This is a genomic window from Microcoleus sp. Z1_B2 (assembly GCF_036700325.1).
Classification (GTDB): domain Bacteria; phylum Cyanobacteriota; class Cyanobacteriia; order Cyanobacteriales; family Microcoleaceae; genus Microcoleus.
In genome coordinates this window covers 58,917-84,349 of the sequence record NZ_JAUBOQ010000012.1, presented here as the reverse complement: position 1 = coordinate 84,349, position 25,433 = coordinate 58,917, and the positions used below count along the sequence as shown (strand labels likewise).

The 25,433-nt window shown below is 45.4% G+C and carries 17 protein-coding genes; 9 read left to right on the top strand and 8 right to left on the bottom strand.

All coding sequences use genetic code 11. The annotated features are described in order from the left end of the window. Window positions 1-162: 162 nt before the first annotated feature. Window positions 163-1,332, bottom strand: coding sequence for a DUF58 domain-containing protein (locus tag QT984_RS09215; protein WP_333056084.1), 1,170 nt, complete (start codon window positions 1,330-1,332; stop codon window positions 163-165). A gap of 282 nt (window positions 1,333-1,614) precedes the next feature. Between QT984_RS09215 and QT984_RS09210 the strand changes: the two genes are divergently transcribed. The 3 genes from QT984_RS09210 to QT984_RS09200 all read left to right on the top strand — a co-directional run bounded on the left by QT984_RS09210 (window position 1,615) and on the right by QT984_RS09200 (window position 6,876). Further along, on the top strand, window positions 1,615-2,895 hold the full coding sequence (locus QT984_RS09210; protein WP_333056086.1) for a PilT/PilU family type 4a pilus ATPase: 1,281 nt from the start codon (window positions 1,615-1,617) through the stop codon (window positions 2,893-2,895). Window positions 2,896-3,465: 570 nt separating this feature from the next. Next, window positions 3,466-5,097: a polysaccharide biosynthesis protein gene (locus QT984_RS09205; RefSeq protein WP_333056087.1), complete on the top strand. Its 1,632-nt coding sequence runs from the start codon at window positions 3,466-3,468 to the stop codon at window positions 5,095-5,097. A gap of 573 nt (window positions 5,098-5,670) precedes the next feature. Then, window positions 5,671-6,876: a glycosyltransferase family 2 protein gene (locus tag QT984_RS09200; RefSeq protein WP_333209497.1), complete on the top strand. Its 1,206-nt coding sequence runs from the start codon at window positions 5,671-5,673 to the stop codon at window positions 6,874-6,876. 259 nt (window positions 6,877-7,135) lie between these two features. Here the strand turns inward: QT984_RS09200 and QT984_RS09195 are convergent, their stop codons facing one another. Continuing rightward, window positions 7,136-13,066 (bottom strand): AAA family ATPase, encoded by a 5,931-nt coding sequence (locus QT984_RS09195; protein WP_333056089.1) that lies wholly within the window; start codon window positions 13,064-13,066, stop codon window positions 7,136-7,138. A gap of 168 nt (window positions 13,067-13,234) precedes the next feature. On the opposite strand from QT984_RS09195, the gene QT984_RS09190 reads away from it, so the two are divergent. From QT984_RS09190 to QT984_RS09175, 4 genes are all read left to right on the top strand, one after another. Next, the gene (locus tag QT984_RS09190; protein ID WP_333209499.1) at window positions 13,235-13,453 is read left to right on the top strand and encodes a hypothetical protein; all 219 of its coding nucleotides are present in this window, start codon (window positions 13,235-13,237) and stop codon (window positions 13,451-13,453) included. Window positions 13,454-13,584: 131 nt separating this feature from the next. After that, the gene (locus tag QT984_RS09185) at window positions 13,585-14,313 is read left to right on the top strand and encodes a hypothetical protein (RefSeq protein WP_333271207.1); all 729 of its coding nucleotides are present in this window, start codon (window positions 13,585-13,587) and stop codon (window positions 14,311-14,313) included. Between the two features lie 84 nt (window positions 14,314-14,397). Beyond that, complete coding sequence (locus tag QT984_RS09180) at window positions 14,398-14,589, top strand: hypothetical protein (protein WP_333056091.1); 192 nt, start codon at window positions 14,398-14,400, stop codon at window positions 14,587-14,589. A gap of 251 nt (window positions 14,590-14,840) precedes the next feature. Next, the gene (locus tag QT984_RS09175; protein WP_333056092.1) at window positions 14,841-16,544 is read left to right on the top strand and encodes an NAD(P)/FAD-dependent oxidoreductase; all 1,704 of its coding nucleotides are present in this window, start codon (window positions 14,841-14,843) and stop codon (window positions 16,542-16,544) included. A 572-nt stretch (window positions 16,545-17,116) separates the two neighbouring features. Here the strand turns inward: QT984_RS09175 and QT984_RS09170 are convergent. The 4 genes from QT984_RS09170 to QT984_RS09155 all read right to left on the bottom strand — a co-directional run bounded on the left by QT984_RS09170 (window position 17,117) and on the right by QT984_RS09155 (window position 21,566). Then, window positions 17,117-17,671, bottom strand: a complete 555-nt coding sequence (locus QT984_RS09170) for an NYN domain-containing protein (RefSeq protein ID WP_006635267.1) — start codon at window positions 17,669-17,671, stop codon at window positions 17,117-17,119. Between the two features lie 180 nt (window positions 17,672-17,851). Then, the gene (gene murI, locus QT984_RS09165; RefSeq protein WP_333056093.1) at window positions 17,852-18,712 is read right to left on the bottom strand and encodes a glutamate racemase; all 861 of its coding nucleotides are present in this window, start codon (window positions 18,710-18,712) and stop codon (window positions 17,852-17,854) included. Between the two features lie 112 nt (window positions 18,713-18,824). Continuing rightward, a complete protein-coding gene (locus QT984_RS09160; RefSeq protein WP_333232083.1) occupies window positions 18,825-20,618 on the bottom strand; it encodes an N-acetylmuramoyl-L-alanine amidase in 1,794 nt (597 codons plus the stop codon). A 618-nt stretch (window positions 20,619-21,236) separates the two neighbouring features. After that, on the bottom strand, window positions 21,237-21,566 hold the full coding sequence (locus QT984_RS09155; protein WP_333056095.1) for a hypothetical protein: 330 nt from the start codon (window positions 21,564-21,566) through the stop codon (window positions 21,237-21,239). Between the two features lie 49 nt (window positions 21,567-21,615). Here QT984_RS09155 and QT984_RS09150 point away from each other — a divergent pair, with 49 nt between their 5' ends. Further along, window positions 21,616-21,819, top strand: a complete 204-nt coding sequence (locus QT984_RS09150; protein ID WP_333056096.1) for a hypothetical protein — start codon at window positions 21,616-21,618, stop codon at window positions 21,817-21,819. Between the two features lie 31 nt (window positions 21,820-21,850). Here QT984_RS09150 and iscB read toward each other — a convergent pair whose 3' ends face one another. Next, complete coding sequence (iscB, locus tag QT984_RS09145) at window positions 21,851-23,128, bottom strand: RNA-guided endonuclease IscB (protein ID WP_333056097.1); 1,278 nt, start codon at window positions 23,126-23,128, stop codon at window positions 21,851-21,853. Between the two features lie 255 nt (window positions 23,129-23,383). Then, window positions 23,384-24,406, bottom strand: a complete 1,023-nt coding sequence (locus QT984_RS09140; protein WP_333373820.1) for an alpha/beta fold hydrolase — start codon at window positions 24,404-24,406, stop codon at window positions 23,384-23,386. Between the two features lie 417 nt (window positions 24,407-24,823). On the opposite strand from QT984_RS09140, the gene infC reads away from it, so the two are divergent. Continuing rightward, window positions 24,824-25,360 carry a translation initiation factor IF-3 gene (gene infC / locus QT984_RS09135; protein WP_006635262.1) on the top strand — a complete coding sequence of 179 codons (537 nt, stop codon included), beginning with the start codon at window positions 24,824-24,826 and terminating at the stop codon, window positions 25,358-25,360. Window positions 25,361-25,433 lie beyond the last annotated feature (73 nt).

The following is a 25,433-nucleotide window of genomic DNA, read 5'->3' as shown; positions in this document are numbered from 1 at the left end:
TAAGCTGCTCTTAACTTGCCAAGCAATTGCCAGACCCTGTAAGATCCTTAAGTTGATGAATTACACTCCTGTAGTGTATCATGGTTCTTGAGGTTTTAGATTGATCAAGTCAATCTTCATAACTAATCGCTCTTTCATAGGTTTTTTCGTGGTCTATCTTACTTAATAACTAATCGCTCTTTCGAGAGGATCTTGTAACTGAAGTTCTAAGGGTCGGTCAGAGCGAATTTCTAAACCAGGTAAGTCATGTTTGACTAACATTTTTTCGCCTGTTTCAGCAGTTGCCGACGGCCATAGTACCCAGCGACTGCCAGGGGAAAGAGTGCTTAAAGTTGCAGAGTTTTGAGTCAGCCAAATTATCGGCAGTTTCGACCGATTATCGATCGCATCTTCCCCAGCATTAACCGCCGCTAAAGTTTCCAAAACTACCCGGTTCCCCGAAACAAGTCCAGTCCCGGCAGTCCAAAGTTTGACGTTTAACAGGCGCTTGCTAGCATAGAAGTAAAGAGACGCAGCTACTGTCACGGCTCGTTCAAATTCTTCTGGCTGCCACGCCGCAGCGCTGTCGAGAGCAATAATAATTTCTTGACCGCCGGCTGCAACTTCTAACTCTCTCACCCGCAGTTCTCCGTAGCGGGCGCTGGTGCGCCAGTGAATCAGGCGGGTGGGGTCTCCGTGGCGGTAAGGTCTCAGGTTGCGGGTGAGACCTTCGGTAGCAGTTTGCGATCGACTGCGATTGTAAAATTGCGGGCTGTCTTCTTGACCGATGCGATCGATCAAAGGACAAGTGCTCAACGGCAAAACCTTTGGATACACAACCGCCACCGCTTTGACTGCGCGACTGCGTCTGCACCAAAACAACCCTAAAGGTGCCGCCGTCCTCAAGTTTACCTCTTGCCAACGATAGACGCCGCGCTGCCGGACTTCCAGATAGTATGTATCCCTGTATATACTGTTCGGCTCTATGACTTCGATCGGGCGGACAACCGGTTCTCCCAATACAAACGGCAAGATGTCTATCACTTGCAACAAAGTCTTAGGTTGGCGGGCGCGATTTTCGATTTCTAGTTCGACGGTGATTCGATCGCCCGCACTCACCGGTTCGATCGGGCGGCGACGGACTTCCAAGGCACGGAGCGATTTTCCCGGCAAAACCGCCGCTACTGCCAACAGCGCCAAACCCCCACCGCTGAGCACGTACAGCCACCCAGACATTGTATTAGTCGCCGACCCAAAAAAGAAAACCGTCATCCCCGACAGCAGCCAACCGGCGTAGGCAGGGGTAACAGCACGATTTTCGAGCCAGTCGGCAATTTTGTGACCGATGTTCATAGGAGTTAAAATTGTTAATTACTCGATCGCCCAATCAAGCCTAATTGTAAAATATTCTCAGCATTTAACACCGAATTAGCTGCGAGGGATTAGATTATAAATCGGGCATTTTTTCGCAATAAATCTACATTGACCCGCCCAAAAACGGATACCCTGCCACGTACACTCAGTCAGGGTCGATGCCCAAATTTTAGACTCTAGTTCCTGCTCCCAGATTAATCTGTGGAGTAAATCTAAAATCTAAAATCTAAAATCTAAAATCGATTGACTGGAGACCAAAAAATGAACCCATTAAACAATCCTACACCCGTTCAACCAGAGGCTCAAGGCCGCCGACGAACACCGCCACCGCCCCCGCCCTTGGCTGCAACTCCCGCACCGCCTCCAGCGCCGAGTGTGCCCCCCGCAGCCCAGCAGCAGCGGCCTGTTGAGACACCCGTCAGTACGATCGAACAAATGGTCAGAGATGCCCATGCAGCGAGCGCTTCCGACATTCACATTCGAGTCGGCCAACTACCTCGGTTTCGGATTCGGGGCGTGATGCAAGTAGCAACTAACCACCCCAAAGTAACCCCAGAAATTTTTGAAAATTACCTAGCCGAAATTCTCACCCCCGAACAGAGAAAACAGTTTGCAACTACCAAGGAATTAGACTCAGCAATTTTTTACCCTGGCTTCGTGCGGTGTCGGCTAAACTGTTTTGATTCCCTCAGCGGCGGTGCCATAGTATTGCGGTTGATTAGTTTGGAAATACCTACTATCGATTCCTTGAGGTTGCCAGAAGTTCTCAAAAATATCATTTTGCGATCGCAGGGATTAATATTGGTTACAGGGCCTACCGGTTCGGGGAAATCCACAACCGTAGCTGCGATGATCGACCACCTCAATCAGATGGAGCAAAAGCACGTAGTTACAATTGAAGACCCGATCGAATTCATTCATCCTTCTAAAAAATGCTTGGTCAGCCAGCGGGAAGTCGGCTTGCATACCCACGAGTTTCAGCAGGCTTTGCGCGCAGTTTTGCGGGAAGATCCCGATGTAATTCTGATCGGGGAAATGCGCGACAGAGTTACCATCAATACAGCTTTGCAAGCAGCTCAAACTGGTCACTTAGTATTGGGAACTCTCCACACTCGCAGCGCCATTAACGCTATTAATCGGTTGTTGAACCTCTACCCACCTGAAGAACAACAGGCGATGCGGCTTCAAATTTGCGATTCTTTAGTAGCGGTAATTGCCCAACTTTTGCTGCCAACAGTTGACAACCGTCGGGTAGCAGTTCACGATATTTTGGTGAATACACCTGCTATGCACGATTACTTGATGAAAGGTGCTGATGATGAAGCTTTCCGGTTGATGGAACATGATACTTACGAAGGAATGCAGATTATCAACCAAGGTCTTTACAAACTGGTGCTAGAAGGCAGAGTGACGATCGAAGAAGCAGCAAAAACTTCTCCTGAAGCCAGCGATTTAGACCGCCGCTTGCGGACAGGAGGCTACGATGTTGCCGACGCTCGCGGCTTTGAAGGCAGCAAAAAAGAACGCACCGTTCGCGCCTAGTAGCAGCACACATACAGGGGTAGGCACTGCAGGACTACCCCACCCCTCAAGTAACAAGATTTTGAGCAGACGGAAATATTTGATTAAGATTTTTGTGCGTATTTTTACTTAAGCTTCACTTTCATTTAGTAACAAAAAATACATTTTAATTAAATAGTAAAGTGCTAGAATCAATGTCTAGTGTATTGTTAAGTTTTTTAAATGTAGACCCTACTTTACATAAACTTTAAAATTACGTGAAAACTCACAGGTTATTGCAAAGAAATAGTAAAGATATGTTCAGAGTATTGGCAGCAATCAGCAATTTAAGTATATAGTTGTAGTGACAAATTTTCGACAGAAAACATTCCGACTTAGCCGATATTTGCAGCTCGCAGAAGTAAGCAGGTTACAAAAGGGCTTAATAAAACTACAAGCCGAGCCGATCGCGTGTCTTTCCCATTAACTAGCTTTTCGTCGTCGAAAAAATCCTAAAACCCACCAGAATTTTAAAGATTCTGTTCCTCGAAAATTTGTTTAACAACGCGCTTATCAGCAAGGGTATTTCTAGAATTTAAAGGAGAAAAAAAAGTGAAGAGTGCATTTAACCAAAGAGAAGTGTTTGAAGGTGCCAGCAAAGCGGAAATAATCGATCGCATCCAGCAGCTAGTTCGCCCCGGTTCCCCGGAACCCCAAGATCCTGAAATCCTCGCGGCCTTACAAACTCTCACCGCACAGCTAATCTCCGCCTATCAAGCAGACGGACAATTAGAAAGCGAACCTTTTAGCGACGTGCGCGATCGCACTATTCACCTATACGCATCCGCCTGCAGCAGCCAAATCAAAGGAAAAACCATCCTCATCACCGGTGGAGAAGGATGTGTCGGTCGTTTCTTAATCGCAAAACTCTTCGAATTAGGCGCAACTAAAATCATTTCCGCAGACAACGCCCGATGTCACAACCCCGAAGAAAATCTCCCGCTTTTTACCAGAGAAGGTGCTGTAACTTTCTATGCCGCCGACATTCGCAACCTCGACGCGCTCAAACACATATTTGAGGTAGAAAAACCAGCAATTGTTTTTCACCTAGCAGCCCAACGCCAACCCGGACTAGCTGAAATCAAAATCCGAGAAACAGTTACAACCAGCCTGTTAGGATGTAAACACATCATCCAACTCTGCGAAGAATACGGCGTAGAACATTGCATCTTCTCTTCTACAGGCAAAACATCTCGATATTTTACAACCGAAGTTTACGCCGCCTCGAAAAAGTTTGCCGAATGGCAATTTGCTAAAGCAGCTCAAGAAGGAGATGTCACTTACGGGATGGTTCGCTTTACCCATATGTTGGAAAATAGCTTGTTCTGCGAGCAAATGTCCAAAAAAGTAGAGCAAGGTAAAACTGTCAACGTTCACGCTCCCCACCGTTACGTAACTGCTCAAAATCTGGTCGAAGCCGTACATTTATTGCTGAATTCTTTGGTTGTGTCCGTTCCCGGCAAACTGAAGTTTGTCGCAGTAAGTAATCTCGGTTGGCCGACAGAAACCTTGGAAGTAGCTCTTTATAAAATTCTTGAATCAGGCAAAAATCTGCCGATTTATTTTCAAGGACTTTTGCCGGGATATGAAGAACCGTTTTTCCTAGGACAGTTTGACTGGAAAAAGCCTACAGACATTCACCTCCTAATTAATGTCTTGGAAGATCCTTTTAGAAGTGTTAACGATGCTGGCGACATGGTGAGTGTAGAATTAGCTCCTTTTTCTTTGCCCGTATTAGATAAACAAGTTTCAAAGCTGGAAAGCTTAATCATCGATCCAGATTTCCCCGAAGTGCAAATCAAGCACGCTCTTGTCGCAGCGGAAAAAGAAGTCATTGCTTCCTCTTTTGCGTGGAGTGCGCCTGAAGACTTGTTGAAGATTTTGCAGTGGGGAATCAATCCCAAGAAATTGCAAGGTTACGGAACAGAAATCGCTGACTATAGCGAGATTATCGAACTCCTCCTGCAAGGAATTTGCGGGCGACTTAGCCAAGAAGTCTTGCACAATGCTGGAGTTACGGCAGATGAGTTTGATGACTTAGTTGAGAGTCTTTCTACCCTGGATTCGATTCAAGCAGAAGTGGGATATTTGCGATCGATATCGAGATATCTAAGAGAATTTGCACCCCCCGCACAGTTCACCACCAAAAAATCTGAACCTGTTGCTATCCGCGATGCAGCGTAGCTTGAACATAGTTTTGAGTTGGGAGATTACTTCCTGAGTTCCCACCCACAGGGGATGAGTTATATCAATTCCGGTTGCACGAGCGAAATGATTGTTGACTGTTGACTGTTGACTGTTGAAGGATGGGTCTAAAAACTGAATGGTTAAGTGTTAACTCTTGACTCGATTTTATTATTCCCCTGCAACCGGATTTGATGTTAAACATCGACTAAGTGTTTAGTGGATTAAAAATAGAACACGTAGAAACCTGGTTTCTTTTTGAAACCGGGTTTCTCCAGTCTGGGCTTGTTTGATGTTTAATTAAATTGAGTGACTTAACATTGTCAGAATTGACATGATATGATCTTACTGGAAACCGCACAACCGCAATCAAATTAATTTTTAGTGAGGAGGCTAGTCCTAATATTTTTAGGAGGACTTAAGTTCTCACAACAAATGTGAGAAGGGTGATTGTTGGCGGGCATGATATAATCATACTTTAGATAGCGTGGCGCAGTGAGTTAACAAAGATGCAATAAGATTAAATACACTCAATGAACGCAAAAAATAAAATTAAATTAAGGTACTAGAATTGTGGAAATTAATCAGCTAATGTTCCTATTGATTGATGTTGTGCTATTGGCGATCGCCCTGATCCTTCTAATTCCCGTTGCAGTTCTATTTCTAGAATGCAGTGCAGCTTTCTTGTCCGGCGAGGGCGAGACAGCGGAAACTAAAGCGCCCCGCCCCAAAGTAGCAGTTTTAATTCCCGCTTACAACGAAGCAGCAGGAATTGCCGCCACCATCTCCACCATATTGCCACAGCTAACACCTCAAGACCGCCTCTTAGTGATTGCGGACAACTGTACGGACGCCACGGCAGAAATCGCCCGTAACTGCGGTGCAAGTGCGATCGAGCGCCAAGACACACAACGCAAGGGCAAAGGATACGCACTGGATTTTGGCTTGCAGTCGATCGAATCCGACCCCCCAGAAGTAGTCATCATGGTTGACGCCGACTGCATCTGTGGGCCAGACTCTATAGAAAAATTAGCCAGGGTTGCAGTTGCTCAACAAAGACCAGTGCAAGCAACTTATCTCATGGAACAGCCACCAAATCCTACTCCCAAAGATTCCATTTCTGCTTTAGCATTTCTTGTGAAAAACTTAGTCCGTCCCAGCGGATTAAAACAGTTAGGATTCCCATCATTACTAACAGGTACTGGCATGGCTTTTCCCTGGTCGATAATTCGATCGGTGTCCCTAGCAAGCAGTAATATTGTTGAAGATATGCAGATGAGTTTGGATTTGGCGATCGCCGGACACCCAACAGTATTCTGCCCCGAAGCCAACGTCACCGGCTGTTTGCCACAGCAGCAGCAAGCAGCTAAAAGTCAAAGAACCAGGTGGGAACACGGTCACATACAGACATTGTTAACTCAAACTCCCCGGCTGACAGCAGCTTCAGTCGAACAAAAACGTTTTGACTTATTGGCGATCGCCCTCGACTTATCCGTCCCTCCCCTATCGCTTTTAGTCGCGATCTGGCTAGCTGCTTTTGCCACCTCTTTACTAGCAGCAATTTTGGGAACATCCTCAATTCCCGCCGTCTTGTTAGCAGTACAAGGATTGCTGATTTTAGTTTCAATTGTCGGCGCTTGGGCAAAATTCGGGCGTGCCGATATTTCTGGCTCAACTCTCTTATCTGTACCTTTTTACATCCTTTGGAAAATCCCTTTGTATCTAGGTTTTCTCCTGAAGCGGCAAACTAAATGGGTGCGGACAGAACGCGATGTTTAATATTGAAATTGAGAATTTTTAACCCCAGATATCAGCAGATAAACACAGATGAACGCAGATATAATTGTATCTGCGTTCATCGGCGTTTATCGGCGGTTAAAAAAACATATATAAAAACTTAGGGATGAGAATTAAATAAAATCCACTTTTCATGACTGTTGTGGGATGGGCCTAAGAGCCCGCCCAGAAAGGACGGGCTCTTAGGCCCATCCCACAAGAAAAAAGGGAAATTATTTAATTGACGATCCTTACAAAAAGTTCACTGCTTCACGGGAATTTCAATCACAAACTCAGCCCCCTCACCGGGCGCGGAAAAGCACATTAGCTTCCCGCCGTGTTTCTCTACCACAATCTGATAACTTATACTCAACCCTAAACCAGTACCTTTTCCCACAGCTTTTGTAGTAAAGAAAGGGTCAAATATTCGCGATCGTACTTCCTCCGTCATCCCCCGACCATTATCAGCAATATAAATTCTCACCAAGTTTAGGTCGCATACCTCAGTCCGAATCTTAATCCTTCGCTCAAAAATTGGAGATAAAGGATTTTCTAGTTGGGCAGTTGTCTCCGGTCGCCCAACTCCTAACTCCACTGCATCAATTGCATTGCTCAAAATATTCATAAACACCTGATTTAACCCAGAAGCATAACAATTTACGTTCGGCAGTTGACCGTATTCTTTAACTACCTCAACCCCATGTCCGAGTGCATCCTTTTTCAACCTGTGCTGCAAAATTAGCAGAGTCGAATCAATCCCGGAGTGAACATCCACTGGTTTCATCTCGGCTTCATCCAGGCGTGAGAAATTCCGCAGCGACAGCACAATATTGCGAACGCGATCGACCCCAACCTGCATTGATTTTAGAATTTTAGGCAAATCTTCTTGAATAAAAGCCAGGTCAATATCTTCTGTTCTAGCAACAATCTCAGGATTAGCATTCGGGTAAGACTCCTGGTACAGCTCAATCAATCCCAGCAGCTCCGAGCTATAATCGCTAGCATGGAGAACATTGCCATAAATGAAATTAATCGGATTATTAATTTCGTGAGCAACCCCCGCCACCAACTGTCCCAAAGAAGACATTTTTTCAGTTTGAATTAGTTGAGTCTGCGTCGAGCGTAATTGGGACAAAGTAACTTCTAATTGTGTCGCTTTTTCTCTCAATTGCCCCTCAGACAGTCGCAAAGCATCCTCCGCTAACTTGCGATCCGTAATGTCCTGTATCGTCCCAAATAACTTAATCACCTTACCGCCATCAAAAATAGCTTGCGCCTTAAGATAAATATATCTGACAGCTCCATCAGCGCGCAAAATTCTCATCTCATAATCGCAAGGATTTCCTAATAGACTAATCTGCTCTACTGCCTCTAACCACAACTTTAGGTCATCTGGATGAATTTGCTTCCTCTGTTCTAAAATAGTCGGTTCTGGTAGTTTAGGGTCAAGGCCAAAAATTCGGAATACTTCCTCCGACCAAGTTAATTTATCCCCCTCCAAATCAAATTCCCAGTTGCCTAGGTGCGCCAGTTTTTGAGCTTCTTGCAGCTTAGCTTCTTTAGTCTTTAATTCCTGCGTGCGCTCTTCCACTCTCACCTCCAGCGTCCGGGAATAATCCTCCAACTGTTCCTTAGCCTCCGACAAATTAGCAACAAGTACCGCATTTTCTAGAGAGATGGCAGCTTGGGAAGAAAGTATTTTCAAAACTTCCAACCTAGTTGGAGAAAACGCTTCAGTAGCTAAATTATTTTCCAGATAAAGGAGACCTACGAGTTTGCTTTGATTCAGAATAGGAGTACAAAGCGCAGATTTCACTTGCTGCCTTTTAATATAGGGATCGTCTGTAAATAGACCTTCTCTAGCAGCCTGACTTAAAACTACATCTAAGTGCGTTTTTTCAACATAATTAATCACGGTTATTGGCAAAACATCTGCAGGAGATACTCTAGGGCATTGTTCAACTGCAACATCGGAAGACTCCACCGATGCCGCTGCTTGAATCAGCAATTTGCCTGCCTTGGGCATCAACAGAAAACCTTTTTGTGCCCCAGCATTCTCGATCGCCATTTTCATTAATTTTTCTAACAACTTGTCTAACACAATTTCACTAGCTAGTGCTTGAGATGCTTTAACAACAGTTGTCAAATCCAATAAACTGCTGTGACTGCTGCTCGTGCTATAATTAGTGCTAGTAATAGTTCGATCTCCGCTGGCTCTTCCTGCCGATACAGGGGGTAAAGAAATCGGATATTCTGACTCCAAATGTTTGACCTTGGCGGTTGCTCCCCAATGAATATAGCCGTAGTAAGCATCTATTAGATAACTCTGAGCCACTTTGTTTCGACCGCGAGCCAGATAAAATTCTGCCGCGCGTTCGTTGGCTAGCGCTTCTTCGTGGATGTATTCATTTTCCGAAGCTCCTTTCACTGCTCGATCGTAATACAGAGCAGCTTTTTCATATTGTCCCAATACTCGCGCTTTCTCTGCCTCTACCAAGTCATATTTATGCTGATAATTCCTCGGAGATTTCACAGCCCAATGCTTCATTTTTTTCTGAAGCGAAGCAACTTTTTTTAAGTATTTTTTCTGTTCAAATTTTGAAGCTGTGGGATACAAAGCTAAGAGTGCTAGGGAATAGTAAAAATTGTGGAGGGGAACATACATCATGCCCATCACAGCCTCAGAATAATTTGATGCCATAATGGCATTTTCAGCAGATATTGCATAATCTTTAAATAGGTAATTTAGCCATAACTTAGACAAATGTACTAGAAATATTACCAGATTATTTTGACCATCTCTTAATCTTGGTAGCATAGTTTCTTCATTAAAATTGTCGCCAGTCAATAGGCAAGGATTGGCTGTTTTACCTTGTAAGTTTAAGACAACTTGTGATCCAACTCTGGCTTGATAAATCATAAATTCATTCTTATAATTCACCAACATTTGAATATAGTGACTCTGCTTAGTCTCCACCGACTCCAGAGGTTCCCCACTCAAAAATATATAATTGCTGTAAAAACTAGCACAATAACAAGCATTGTTGACATCTCCCGTTTCCAGTCCACTCTGAATACCCTCAAGTAAACCGCTAAGACTTTCCGTGACGTGTTCAGACCAGTGACGGATAAAACCATTAAAAATTAGTGAAATTTGAGAGTTGTACAAGTTGGTGTGGAATCGTTCTAAAAGTGCCTGAGCCATTTGACCGTATCGGTATCCAGAATCCATATCGCCTAACACCCCACACTGGAGCGAAGCATAGTTTGAATACCCAACACTAGATAGTGGCGTATTCCCGTACTTAAGAGAAAGAGTAACAATTTTAAAAGCGATCAGTGGGAACATATCGGGTAATGCTATAAAAGCAGCCGGAACCATATTCGTTAAAATCCGTATAGCCGCAATTTTATTAGGGTCAGTCATTGGTGGCAGTTGTAATAAATCCTCAATCTGCTTATTTCTTAAAGCTAGTTTTGTGCGAAATAGCTCCATTAAAATATTGAGTCTTTGTGGATTTTTAGGTATGTACACTCCCAGCATTTTCAAAGCTTCTAGAGCTATATCTATCGAAGCTTGGGCTTGATTTTGATTGAAGTGAAAAATAACTTTTAGCTCATAAACGGGGAGTTTGTCTAGCAATTTTTTGGCGCGGGACATAATAACATTTGATAGGTAAAATGAGCGCTCAAAATCGGTATTTATATAGGAAGCTTCCAGTGCTTCGGAATGGATTTCCATGATTAAATCGTAGTGACTCTGCCAAACCCCATCGGGTAGAAGTTCTAGACCTGCATTAAAATATTTTAGCGCTGCTTGATAGGCGGCACAAGCCTTAGCTTTCTTACCTGCTATGAGATTCAATTTAGCTAGTTCAATTCGCTGTTCCTGATTTGTGATGAATTCCACCCCGATATTGAGTTGGTTGACAATATCAAAGATATTTTCTGCTATCTCCGATGCCGTAGGGGCGGTGCCCCCGTGCCGGCCGTGCAATAGCATGAAGCCGATTTTTAAGTGAGTTTGTTTTTTCTCGGAGTCAGGGATGAGAGAATAGGCGGCTTGCTGTACGCGATCGTGCAAAAACCTGTAATCAATTGAGCGTTGCATAATTGCGGGATGATTTTGATTGTTTTGTGGGATGGGCGTCCCGCCCCTTCGGTGTGTTTTCACGATTTCCTCATCAAACATCGGAATTTTGTAAGCATCGCTCATTGGCAGAATTAAACCAGCTTGAAGTGCATCCCATAAATCTGCCGCCGTTTCCGAGCCTGATTTTTCCCGAACAATTGCCAAATTTTCTAAATTAAAATGGTTGCCCATACAAGCAGCTAATTTTAATACTTGCTGCGTCTCCCCCGGCAGTTGTTGCAGATTCCGAGCAACTAATTCAACGACACTGTAATCTGCAATACCAGCGACTTCAATTTCCGTGATGTCCCACTGCCATGCACCAATAGTGAAATCAAAAACTAATAGTTGTTCAGAGTGAATAGTTGAAATAAGTTGAGTCAGAAAAAATGGATTTCCGCCAGTTTTATTAAAAATTAACTCCGTCAAAGACTTTAAGTTTTCAGTTTGATTACCCAAAGTATCGCATACTAGCTCATTGACGCTGCTCAAATCTAAACATGGGAGGATAATTTGATGCACTGCAGCACCAGTCTGTTGAATATTTTCGACAGTTTGAACTAACGGATGAGTCGAATTCACTTCGTTATCTCGATAGGCTCCTATCAGTAAAAAATATCGGCTATCCAGGTCAGTAACTAATTCCTGAATCAATTTTAAGGAAGCTAAATCTGCCCACTGCAAATCATCCAAAAATAGAACTAATGGATGTTCGGATCGGGCAAACATATTCATGAATTCTTTGAACAATCGATTAAAGCGATTTTGAGATTCTGTCGGCCCCAATTTGGGAACAGAAGGCTGCGAACCAATGATTATTTCGACTGAAGGAACAACATCAATAATAATTGCACCGTTATTACCCAGCCGTGACAAAAGCTTTTCTTTCCAAATTACCAAATCTTCTGAGCTTTTTGTGAATAACTGCTGCATCAATGACTCAAACGCTTGAGTTATTGCAGCATAAGGAATATCCCGCTTAAATTGGTCAAATTTCCCAGCAATAAAATAACCCCGCTGCCTGACAATTGGTTTGTGGATTTCACTGACAACTGATGTTTTACCGATGCCTGAGTAACCGCTTACCAACACCATCTCTGTATTCCCAAAGCTGACTCGCTCGAATGATGCCATCAAATCAGCGACTTCTTGTGTGCGACCGTAGAGTTTTTGGGGAATCAAAAATTGACCAGATTTGTCAAGTGTCCCTGGAATGAAATTTTCAATTTTGCCAGTAGTTTGTAGCTGAGTTAGACAATTTTCCAGGTCTGCTTTTACTCCAAAGGCACTTTGATATCTGTCTTCGGCATTTTTAGCTAGTAGTTTCATGACAAGGGATGAAATTATCTGCGGGACTTGATTGTTTAGTTGATGGGGAGGAACTGGCGTCACCGCAATGTGGCTGTGAATTAATTCTAAGGGGTCGGTTGAATTAAAAGGCAACTCTCCTGTTAGCATTTCATAAAAGGTGATGCCTAGAGAGTACAAGTCAGTCCGGTAGTCGAGGTCTCGGTTCATCCGACCAGTTTGCTCTGGGGATATATAGCCTAGAGTGCCTTCTAGCACCATAGTATTGCTATTTTGGTGGACTTCTCTCGATAGGCGCGTCGCCATGCTAAAGTCGGTAATTTTTACTTGTTTGAAATCTGGTGTTATGATAATATTTGAGGGTTTTATATCTTTATGAATAATCTGATTTTGATGCACTTCTCCGAGAGTTTGAGCCACTTGAATAGCTAGTGGCAAAAATTTCTGAAGTTTAATGCTTTTACCCGCTTGATGGTGCTTGAGAGATTGACCGCCACAATCTTCTAAGATCAGAGCGAAACTGTTGTTATATTTTTCTAAGCTATGGGGTTTGACAATCCCTTCGAGTTTGAGATTCGAGCTAATTTTGTATTCATGTCTCAAACGGGTAATTTCTTCTATTGTAGGGTACTCGGTATTGAGTGTTTTAATAATGACTGACGCTCGATCAGATTCCCTGACAGCGCGATAAATGATGGACTTCACACCAAGTTGAACAACTTCTGTGATTTTGTAACCGGGAAGTGTATTCATGGCTTTTATTCTGTGACGAAATTTTTAGTAAACATTGCGCTTGATATCGATCGAATCTCTGGCGAACTATACCTAAGTATTTTTTGTAAATTTGGTAACTGGGGATACCTTACAACCTAAGTAATTACTCAGGGATTTTTTAGATAGCGAGATGCCTAAACTTTGAAAGTGTCTGGACGGGCGGACAGCCAAACATCTGGTTTGAACTCCGACTTAATCATGTACGGTCTGACACCTCACCCAGTTAATTGCCATATTGTAACAAATTCTGTGATGCCGATCGCACACATGACAGACAAATTTTTATATACTCAAGGTTTTGCTCAACGTTTGAGTCCGCTAACCAACAACGAAGGGGACGCCCGGAGGACGAAAACGCAGGTTTAGGCGATCGAGAACATAATTAAACGTGATGTCAAACACAACAATTATTGATTTAAATCACATTTGCGTCGTGATTAAGTTACTAGCCTATAGATTCATTAATCAGGTGCATCACAATGGAAGAAGTCCTAGAATTGATTGAAAAGAAGAAGCAAGAATTTGCTAAAGCAGAGCTATTTGAGTTTATGCGAGACAAAAGCATAGACCCAAGACAACGCCTAGCTTTCGCTCCCTGCATTGCTCACTTTGCAATGAGTTTTGGTGAATTGAACCAGTCTATTTTCCGAGAAGAACCAACCAACGATCCTCTTCAGGCAATGATCAACAATCATACTTACGAAGACGATCATCACTGGTTGTGGTTTTTGGCCGACATGGAAACACTGGGTATTAATAACAAATCCTTGAAGTTCAGCGATGCTTTGAATTTTGTCTGGAGCGAACAACTAAAAGCTTCACGGTTGGTAACATATCAAATTTTTCGATACGCTTTTGGAGCCAGTCCAATCACTAAGCTAGCAATCCTGGAAGTGGTAGAAGCATCGGGTAACGTGTTCTTGTCAGCGACAGCATCAATTGCCGAAGAACTCCAATCAATTACTAAAAAGGAGCTTATCTATTTTGGCTATTTTCATTTGGATGTGGAAACAGGTCATACTACAGGGACGCCGGATGTTGAGCAATCGATCAAAAACATACCACTGACTATTGAGAGCCGTCAAGAGATTTTTGAGATAGTTGAAAATTTGTTTGAAATTTTCACGAAACAGATCGATCAACTTCTGGTTTATGCAAAAACCCATAGTTTTGACCAACCTTTTACCGAACCCCGCGAGATTTTGCAACCTTTAAAAGCTGCGTAGCTTACGAGATGTAAACTTTGGTACTTTTAGAACCAGATCGATCTTAGAATTAGACAAAGTCTATTACTTACAAGGAGACCTATCATGTCACAACTTAACAGCACTTCTTCTACGATAATGAATGAACTAGAACCGAATTTGATCCACACTTGGACTGAGAATCTGGATATTGCTCACACTTGGACTGAGAATCTGGATATTGCTCACACTTGGACTGAGAATTTGGAGATTTCTCACACTTCTCCCATAGCTGAAGATGAGAAAGTAGTGGGATAAAATCTGTTGGAAACTGAAAGGTTGCACTAATGTTAATTGGGGCTTTTTCGTGGGTGGGGGCGGGTTTACTTAACCTGTTTGTACCATTTAACGCGGTTGGTGAACCCGCCCCTACAAGTTCTTGGGAATGGTGGAACATCTCAAATAAAACCTGTTGAAAATAACTATTTAGCCTCGCTCATTTGGAGGCTGAATAGTTAGAAATTTTTCTCGTAAATACCCAAATTCAGCATCTACTATCTCTCTGTGATATGAGCCATTACGACGTTGTAATTGTGGGCGGCGGCCCCGCTGGGAGCACTGCTGGCACTCTGATCAAGAAATACAATCCCAATCTGAGCGTGCTAATCCTAGAGAAAGAAAAATTCCCTCGCGATCACGTTGGGGAAAGTCAATTGCCTCAAATTAGTGATGTGCTTCAAGAAATGGGATGTTGGGACAAAGTAGAAGCAGCCGACTTCCCAATTAAAATCGGTGCTACCTATCGCTGGGGAACAGATCCAAATCCTTGGGATTTTAATTTTATCAAGCCTGAACAGTTTAAAGATGAACAGCGTCCTGCTAAATTTGAGGGACAGAGACGGCAAACTGCTTTCCAAGTCGATCGAGCAAAATATGACGAAATTTTGCTGCGTCACGCGGAAGAAATGGGATGTTTAGTAAGAGAAGAAACCCCCGTTGTTAAAGTAGATACAGAGGGCGATCGCATTACCACCCTGCACCTGCGGCAAGAACAAATAACTGCCCGCTACTACATCGACGCCTCCGGCCACATCGGCGTGCTGCGGCGAGTTTTAGGAATTGAAACACACTGCCCGACGCGGTTGCAAAATATCGCTATCTGGGACTACTGGACAAACGCTGAATGGGCCGATAAAATTGGCGTTGGTGGCACCCGCGTACAGGTAATGAGTTTGAGTCACGGGTGGATTTGGTTTATTCCCTTGGGCCCCACTCGCACCAGTATCGGCTTTATTTGCCCTGCGGAACATTACAAGCAGATGAAACAGCGGCCAGAGGAGATATATTCTCAAGCACTCAACAGCGAACCCCGCATCAGCAAGTTAATCGCTAATGCTACCAGTACCGGAAAGATTGAAACTACAAAAGATTGGTCATTTTTGGCTGATAGAACAGTAGGAGAAAACTGGTTTTTGGTCGGAGAAGCTGCTGGTTTTGCCGATCCAATTTTAGCTGCTGGCATGACTTTAGCTCACACAGGTGCCCGTGAAGTCGCTTACACAATTTTGGAACTAGAGCAGCAGAAGCACGAGGCTAACTGGCTGAAAACTCAATACGATCACAATCAGCGCAGCCGAGTTAAAAAGCACATTCGGTTCGCGGATTACTGGTACGCTGCTAACGGTCAGTTCACTGATTTACAAGAGCATTCTAGGGAAATCGCGCGGGATTCTGGGTTGAATTTAAGCCCGGAAAAAGCTTTTCAGTGGTTGGCTCAAGGCGGATTCACGAATGATATTTTGGGTCAAGCTGTGATTGCTGGATTTGATTTGGGTTCTATGAAACAGGTGATGCAACGCTTCTCGCAGCAGGAGGTTCCGTGGCTACTTTCGGCATACAATGTGTTTCAGTTAGATTTATTGGATGCGGAAGTCGAGTTTGTAGCTGTTTATGATGCTGGTCAAATTAGCAAGATCAAGTGTTATGTGAAGAACGGTCAGCGCTTGCCTGTTACAGGTTTATATGGTTTGCTGATTGACATTTTGGGCCGCACTCAGTACATTGAACAAATTTATCGGCAGTTGGTACTGCTGTTTAAGGAACGTTTTTCTGTGCAACACGCACGAGTAGCTCTTCATCAAGCCCTTGGTTGTTTGGAGGTGATGGTGAGTTCTGGTATTGTCAAGGCGATATTAAACCCGGAGTTGTCTAAGTTGAATATTTCCATACCTATGGAAGGTGAGTTAATTCACACTCACAGGGATGTGAATTAAGGCGCTACCAGAAAGCTTGACCCCAAACCATCTCAAGTCTTAAAAACAAAAAGTCTGAAGCTGGAAAATTCCAACTTCAGACTTTTACTAACTCCCCGGGTAGGATTTGAACCTACGACCAATCGGTTACACTTATCCCAACGTTTCCGAAGGGGGCGGACTATTTCATCATCCCTACAAATCATGTTTGTGATTTGTCGTCGGATGTCGGGCGCTATGAGATTTATTGGTTAGGCTCCTCATCTCTAGTCTCTGCACCTTTCCGGCTACTTGCGATCGTAACCGCTGCCTTTCGCCAGACTTGGCTCAAGATTGCCGCCACCCGAAGTGCTGCGGTTTCCTTGAATTCACCCGATTTTTCAGTATCCGTTACCGGATAGAGCTGCTATGTCACTAGGGCTTTTGGTTGATACCAAAGGCTTGCATTCATTACAGCCGACCGCTCTGCCACTGAGCTACCGAGGATTGGGGGTTTTTGTTACCCACATTTACTAACAATAGCTGAACTTCCTCGATTTGGCAAGGCCTTTGAGAAACTTTTTTTTTGTCAGACAGGGAGCGGGTTTCAGCAGCTAATGCAGCCCCATTCTCAACTTGGCGAGGCGCTGCTGGGATTCTGGATCGAGGGAACTGGCGAGAAAGCGACTGGAATTTTGTTTGCGGGATTTGTGTCGGCGCTCGCTGCGGCGGGCGGTGGATTCTACGTCAGCCGCTAGTTGTTCGGCGGACATCCATTCGGCACCGTAGCCGACTACGGTCAATTGCTGCGCTCGGTCTGAGGTGGCGACAATCATGCGGCCTTTGCCTTTGACCGATCGCAACTCGTAGCGCAAACTAGCACAAGATTTTTCAATATAAGTATCTGCTGTCTGACCGAAGTCAGTGTAGTGCACTGATAAATTTTTAGTAATAATTTCTTTAACGCCGGGAGTATCTCGATAGTGGGCGTCAAACACCAGCCTGGCCTCAAAATCTTGAACGGCGCTGTAGTTAACTAAAACCTCAATCAACTCGCGGCGAGCTGTTTCGAGTTCGTCGCGATCGCGCTTCTCTCGGAGTCGAGGCCAAAGTCCAATTATGTTATAGCCGTCTACAAGTAAAACTGCTTGTGATACATAGGGTGACATGGTTCAAGGCTGAAGAGCTCCAGCACGTATAGGACATTATTTGCATTGTTCATCAAAGCTTTTGTTCAATAATATTACCTATTGATGTGTAATTGCTAGGTTACATCGCAATAATTAAACCCCCCAGAGCCAGCTTTACCTGAGTTTTGGGGGGTTAGATTCATCTATAAATTTTCCGGATTATTCGGCAGATTCCAGTGGGACGGGCGATGGCTTACGCCCCGCTTCGCTACGTACAACTGTCGGCAGGGATATTTTCTCAACAGCAGGAGTACAACCGAGCCACTGCACCGACAACTGAGCAAACTGCTGCGGGGGGCCGCTCACGCAAAAACGAGTCGGTAGCGCCGTACCAGGATTTCGCAGCCCCAAAAGCTCCAATTCTCTGGCTGCAGCCGCCACCACCCGTACCGCAGGATCGATCAATGTCACCCCAGCAGGCAAAAGCGATCGAACCACAGGAGCCAACAGCGGATAATGAGTGCAGCCGTAAATCAGCGTATCGATGCGCTGCTGAATCAAAGGAGCCAAATATTCCCTAGCCACCTCACAAGTATAAGGATCGTGAATCCGGTTTTGCTCCACCAGTGGCACAAAAGCCGGACAGCTAACCTGCCACACCAGGCAAGAATCGTCCATCTCCAAAATCGCATTTCGATAAGCATTGCTAGCAGCCGTAGCAGGAGTTGCGATGACCCCGATCCGCTTGCCTTGCTGCACTGCTGCCTGCGCCCCCGGCAGAATTACTCCCAGCACCGGGATATCAAATTCAGCCTGCACCATCTCCATCGCCAAAGCAGAACTGGTGTTGCAGGCCATAATGACCATTTTCACATCCTGTTCCACCAACCAGGCCATAATTTCGCGGACAAACTCCACAATTTCTGACGGGGTGCGAGTGCCGTAAGGCAGCCTCGCGGTATCTCCAAAATAAAGTATCGATTCGTTGGGCAATTGTTGGTACAACTGGGTCAAAACAGTCAAACCGCCCACGCCGCTGTCAAAAATACCGATTCTTTGTTGTCCAGAGTCTGTTGTCATTTGTCAATAGTTAGTTGTCAGTTGGCAGTTGGCAGTTGTTAGTTGGCAGTTGGCAGTTGGTATTAGTCAACAGTTAACCGTCAACCGTCAACCGTCAACCGTCAACAGCCCATTATCTTTGTTGAAGATAAAGCAAAATGCCGCGAGCGATCGAAGCCGCCATTTGACTGCGGTAAGCTGGGTCAGAAAGCCTAGCAGCATCCTCAGCACCCGTCACAAAACCCACCTCCAGCAAAACAGAAGGCATAGAAGTCTTCCTCAAAACATAAAATCGCGCCTGTCGCACTCGGCGGTCATTCGCCCCCGTCCCCTCCAAAATACTGGCGTGAATCACCCTGGCCAAATCTTGGCCGTTATTGAAATAATAAGTCTCAATCCCATTGATATCCGGCCGACTCATATTAATCGCATTAGCGTGAATGCTGACAAACAAAGTAGCATTCACCCGTTCCGCCAAAGAAACTCTGGGATCCAGGTCGATTTCCCTGTCGTCAGTCCGAGTCATCACCGCCTGCACCCCTTGCTGTTCCAGCAGCCTCGCCACCTGAAGCGAGATATCCAAAACAATCTCCTTTTCCAGAATGCCCTGAATCCCGACTGCCCCCGGATCGCGGCCACCGTGACCAGGATCGATTACTATTACGGCGCGGCGGTTAGAAGCTTGGGGCAACTCATCGGTTCCGAAAGTCCTTCTCGGCAAAGGCTGCAAATTGGGAGTGCGAGTCAAAGGCTGCGCGCTAGCATTCGACGATCGCAACTGCAAAGACAGCAACTGCGGGTTGGGTCTCGTCACCCTGCCTACCTCTACCCCCGATCGCGGCTGCACCCAAATCACCACAGTCTCCGCATCTTCTTGGCTGGCACTAAACGATACAGGACTGTTGGCATCGAGCTGAGGAATTTCGCCCGTCAGCACACTAGAGGCGATCCTAATCCAGTAAGCTCTCGACCCCTGATCCCACCCGCTGCTATAGGAGACTTGGCGGTCAGTTCTGACCACCAGTTGGGTGCCGTTACTGGCTAAATCAATTGACTGAACTCTCGCTAAATTTCCTTGAGCTTGTCTAGCCGGAGGGTCTACAGTCAGGCGGCGGGGAACCGAGGGCTGTCGTACTACACTTCCAGGCAATAGCACAACCCCGCCCAAATTGCTCACTGACGCCCGCCACTGAGTATTAGGACTCTTCATCCGCAAAGTCACGCGGGTAACGGGCGGGTCTGTTGGCAGTTGCCGGACTTCAATCTTGTCAACCCCGTGCTGACCGTTCGTTTGAGGCTGTTGGCTGCTTAGGGCCGGAGCTAAAGTAGCTCCTTCAATATCGAGGGTAGCGATGTCCCCAGCGCGACTTTGTTCAAAATTAATTTGGGGGCGACGGCCCTGGGTGCGGACTAAAAAACCGTCCGCCGTCACCTGAACGTTTTGAACTACAGTCGCCTGGGCTGACTCGGCTTGGGATGCTGAAGGTTCAACTGATAACCTTTCTCCCCCTGGCTCTGAAATCGGATTTTGAGTTTCTGCCCGCACCGGCGTTGGCAAATCCACTGTCCACTCGCTCGGAGAAATACCCCGGAATTTTACTTGCTGAGGGTCTATAGTAAACCCGTCTCTGATCTCGACCACAATTCTGGTCGTATTGTTGTCAAACTGCCCTACCCGCACCGATTCGATCGCTCCTGAGAGCGGTCTGCTGACCGAGGGACGACCCAGACTCGTCCCCGGCAAGTCGATTACCAACCGCATCGGGTTGAAGATCAGTTGAGCCTTGGGTTGTACTCCCCCGTCTGTTGTAATGTAAAGCCGGTTCTCTGAAGCATCAAACCGCCAAGATTGCAGTCTAGCTGCTTCGGCGGCTCCGGCGAGCAAAAATACACTTAAGAAACTCGGTAGTAGCCAGTGGAATTTCACGACAGTTTTTTCCTCGTTTGCGTTACTGCCAAAAGCTGGAAGGGCGCTGCTTGCCCTCAGAGGCTTTCAGCAGTTAGCCGCCAGCAGACCGGGGGCACGGGGGCCGTCAGTTGTTGGCTAAATTGACTTTTTTATGCGTTAACAGGCTCCAAAATGCCAGATACCGGCATTTTTGAACTTTCCCGTATACTTGGGGGCGATCGGTTATAAGCAGACTGAAAGATTGTGGACACAAGGGAAGGTATTTATTTTTAGGAGCAAGAGACAAGGTGTTTCTTGAAGTTAGAAGGTACAAGTTAGAAGGTAGAATTTTACCTTTCTTCCAGGGAGGGGTTTCATAGCTCTTTAATGTTGGCGAATATCGTTACGGCTAGGGTTATAATCCGCTTTACACTTGCGTTTTGTTCTAACTTTTCCTAAACTACCTCAATAACTTAACAACTTACCTCGACAACAATCCGGATTTCCAAGATTTAGGTAACTTTTCAATACCGGCAAATGTTAGTCCCAGACAAACTAACATTTTTTTTGGAAAAAGCTTTTTTGCTAACTTTTTTGCTAACACATTGACAGTTAAATACAACTACATATCGCCCCTACTCTTTTTTTTCTGATTTTTTAAATCAGGGATTTTCGGTGCTGCTTGAAACTTAGTGGGGCGATCGCGATCGCGCCCGCCAATTTAACACTATGATAGCTAGTCCATGTTTTCAGCAGTAACGGGAGAGTTTTGTGTGTTACTTGGGCCGGCAATGCTTTGTACTTTAGACTCTTTTTGAGTGTTCGATCGACAGCCAGAGCATTGGTTGGTTGACCTGAGAAAAAGTTTTGACCGTAGATATAGTAGTTATCGCAGTTGTAAAGTTTGTTGGACAGCAAAGACAATCGATCGGCTTCTGGGTAAAACCTGTGATTTGGTTTAATGACTTGCCTTTCGACTAACTGCATAACTTGGATCTGTACTACCAGTTAGAGAAGATACACTATCTTGGTGATTGTGTCAATCTCTGAGCTTCTCAAAGAAGCAACCATCAATAACAGTAGATACATGACATCACAGAAAGACGGAGACTTACTTTGCTCCATGAGTCGTCCACCTAAAATGCGACAAGGGGGCGGACGCTATAACCGAGGCGGATATATCGAGCTCCGCGAGTACCGCCAACGGATTAGCGTCTGGGAAATTGTCGCCAATAAATAAGTTGCCCGACAGGGCATCCTTGTTTTTAGGACTAATATTCATAGCCATCAGCCTTATGAATAGTTGTCAGATGTTTTGGATGCACGTCAAAACATTTGTCTCTTGCGGTTAGCTTAAAACTTGGTCTAAACCGAATTGCAATTCTGCCTGTGTAGCTTCCTGCATATTTTCCAGTGAGGACGTTAGCTTTCACCAAGTCCCCAGTTTGAAAACCCATGAATAACTTTTGCGCCGGTGCATGACGAATGGGGAACCCAAATCTGTCGGTTCCGCAGCGCTGTCTTCTTCCGTGTCCCTTAGCCTTAATTAGCAAAGGTTTCACGCTATTTAGCAGTAGTCTTTCGGGAGTTGATTCCCCGACACAAGCTGCATCAGTCCAATGCTGTTTTTCTATTCCCCTGGTTTGGCGGTTGAATTTTGTTCGTCCCCCTGAACCCAATTCCACGGGCAGTCCGGTTAACTGTAGTCTTCTGTATAGCTCCCAACGAGTAGCATTGACGGCTGCTGCATCCAGTAGAGGTGTCTTGGCTTGGGCTAGTATCCGCTGAAGGATTTCAAGTTTTTTCTTGAGAAATTCTTCAACGGGTTTACTTCCCTTGGCTTGGTTGCAGGAATGGCAACTAAGACACAGATTGCTGACCCGATTACTTCCTCCCTTAGACTTGGCGAGAATATGCTCAACCTCGAAAGGAACATTTGTCGCACCGCAATAAGCGCACTTCCTATTCCATTTTTGCAGTAAATATTCCTTAATTTCAAAACCGAATAATTCGCCCCTTTGATATTCGATTCCAGAAATTTCAGGATTCTGGAACTGTTGTAAATCGAAACGCACCAATTCTTGAGAAATGGCGGTAACGGGACAGACCTTTCTGATTCGCCTAACCCAGGTTTCAATATTGGCAACACGGCTATCAAGAGATGGTGGCAACCATCCTGTTTTACGGGTTCTGTTTAAAAAACGGGGTTGGCGGTAACGGGTCTTTCTGTTGCGACGCCATCTTCTGAGCGAGCTGCGAGATTCGAGAGCCTCTTTAATTTGTTGCCCTCGGTGAGCAATTTCTAATGCGTTCGTGACGCGACCAGTTTGCTCTTGAACCACGGCAATACCCGTAGTTTTGCTACCTGGGTCAATTTTGATTCGGTGACAGTGAGTTACCGAATCTTCGAGAATCCTATCCTGTAAAACAATGGTAAACGGATAGCGTTTAAAAACCTTAGCCCTCCCTTTTTTCAATAGTTCTCTTGCCCGTGCCCGGTGGCATGGGTCAAGAGGTTTCAAGTTTTTATCTAGGACAAATGTACGCATTACTGCATCACTCAATTTCTTGGTTAAGTTTGCCTCGACGATGTTAAGACTCGGTACTATCTGAGCAACACTGGCTTTCCCTTAATCACCTGTTTAATTGCTCGGTTGTAGAGCTTGAAACTGGCACGCATTTCAAGGTACGAAGTTTAACGCTTGGTCTTAACGCCTGCTAGTCAAGAACTAGCCGTCTGGTCAACAGGCTTTTTCAAGCCCACACCAGACCCTTCGGGTTGGTGTGCGGTAGTTGACGTCTAATCAACAGTGCTGCAATTCGCTCTCGCCCATAGGTGCAAAATTCCGGCTCATCCAGTTCAAAATGGCTTGATTTACTTGTTCCGGGCATTCATCCTGGGGACAGTGGCCCGCATTGTCTAATTCAACTAGCTCTAAATAATTGGGGTTGCATTCGACAAATTGGTGGGGTCGGGCGAACCGAGGGGGAATCATCCGGTCTTGTTTGCCCCAAATTAACAGCATGGGGATTGTTAAATTTCGCATCACAATCTTGACACTGGGGCAAAATTGTGTACTCCCTACAGCTTTAAATAAAGCGCAGAAGGCGCGGGCTGCTCCCCGATCGCCCGCTGGCCCTGCTAGAATTTCAACTAATTCGTCGGTGACAGCTTCGGGGTTGGAGTAGGCAAAGCCAACCCAGCGACGGACAAAGGAAGGCTTGCGGGCAAAATAAAACAGAGGCCTGAGTATGATCGGAGAAACAAACAAACTTTCAACCGTTTCGATCGCCGGAAGCAGCCATCCAGGCACCGCCTCGGCTCGCACAGAGGGGTCTGGGAGGCTAATCATCACCGTGCCGGCCACCATGTCCGGGTGAGCCGCCGCTACGGCCAGACAAATTAGTGAGCCGATCGAGTTTCCTGCCAATATTACTGGCTCTCTGATAAAAGTTAGCCAAAAATCATAAACTTGATCGACCCACAAAGAGACAGAGTAGTCGATCGGAGCTTTTTGGGAAGCGCCAAACCCTAACAAATCCAAGGCGTAAACCGTTTGGTTTTCGGCGAGTTGGGCGAGATTTTGTCGCCAGTGTCCGATCGAAGCTCCAAACCCGTGCAGTAAAATAATCGGCGTTCCCGATGCGCGCGGGGCCATTGGTTTGGCCCCAGAATCTTGAAATTCCAGCGCGCCTTGATTTCGTACCCTATCGGGCCGCAAATAAGTGTAGCGAGTTTGCCAGCCCCGCCACATCCAGTCTCGTTGAGTTCCCACCCGTTGGTGCCACAGCAGAGAATTTGTCAATTTTGCCTCAGCTCGCAACATAAATTTACACTTGGTTATACCTATTCTACAAGGCAAATCAGGCGACTTGGGGGAGTTGCCAGACCGGGGGAGATGGGCTAGCAAAAGCGGTTGTACCTCATCCTTCAACTTTTACCCTGAATTTTTGACGGTTTTGTCATCGATCGGGCCTGGGAGCGGGCGATCGTGTGTGAAGTTAAAATAAAACTAGGCAGAAACTCAGCCAGACTGAGTAGAATAGCAAGTATTGTAAGAATTCATTTACGATCGTCCAAATATTCCCCAAGGCTTTAGCGGAGGGGGCACAGGGCGCGGTAGTACGTCCGGTAAGGGTAACACCTTATAAAACAGTTCGATCGTCAATCGTGAAAAATTGACCGCTCAAACCTGTAACTATCAAGAAGCTTCGCTATTAAACTACTGCTTGTAAAACCATTCATGCCTGTGATTGAAAGAAGACAAAATCGCAACCTACCCCAGATCAACGAAAATATTCGATACCCCAAAATCCGGGTAATCGATACCGACGGCGCGCAACTAGGGATATTGACACCTGCAGAAGCGCTGCGCCTCGCCGAAGAAAAAGAACTCGATCTCGTACTTGTCAGCGACAAAGCTGACCCGCCCGTATGCCGGGTAATGGACTATGGGAAGTACAAATTCGAGCAGGAAAAGAAAGCGCGAGAAGCAAAGCGGAAGCAGCACACTGCCGATGTTAAAGAAGTGAAGATGCGCTACAAAATTGAAGAACACGACTACCAAGTGCGCCTCAAACTAGCAGACCGCTTTATCAAATCTGGGGACAAAGTAAAAGCCACGATCATGTTCAGAGGTCGGGAAATCCAACACAGCAACCTAGCAGAGGACTTGCTTAAGCGCATGGCCACAGATTTGCAGGAAATCGCAGAAGTGCAGCAAGCCCCCAAAAAAGAAGGACGCAGTATGATGATGCTGCTGTCGCCAAAGAAAGTATAAATAGATAGTCATTAGTGAGCAGTCATCAGTCATAAACTGGTGACTGATAGCTGATGACTTCGGAAGTTAGTCA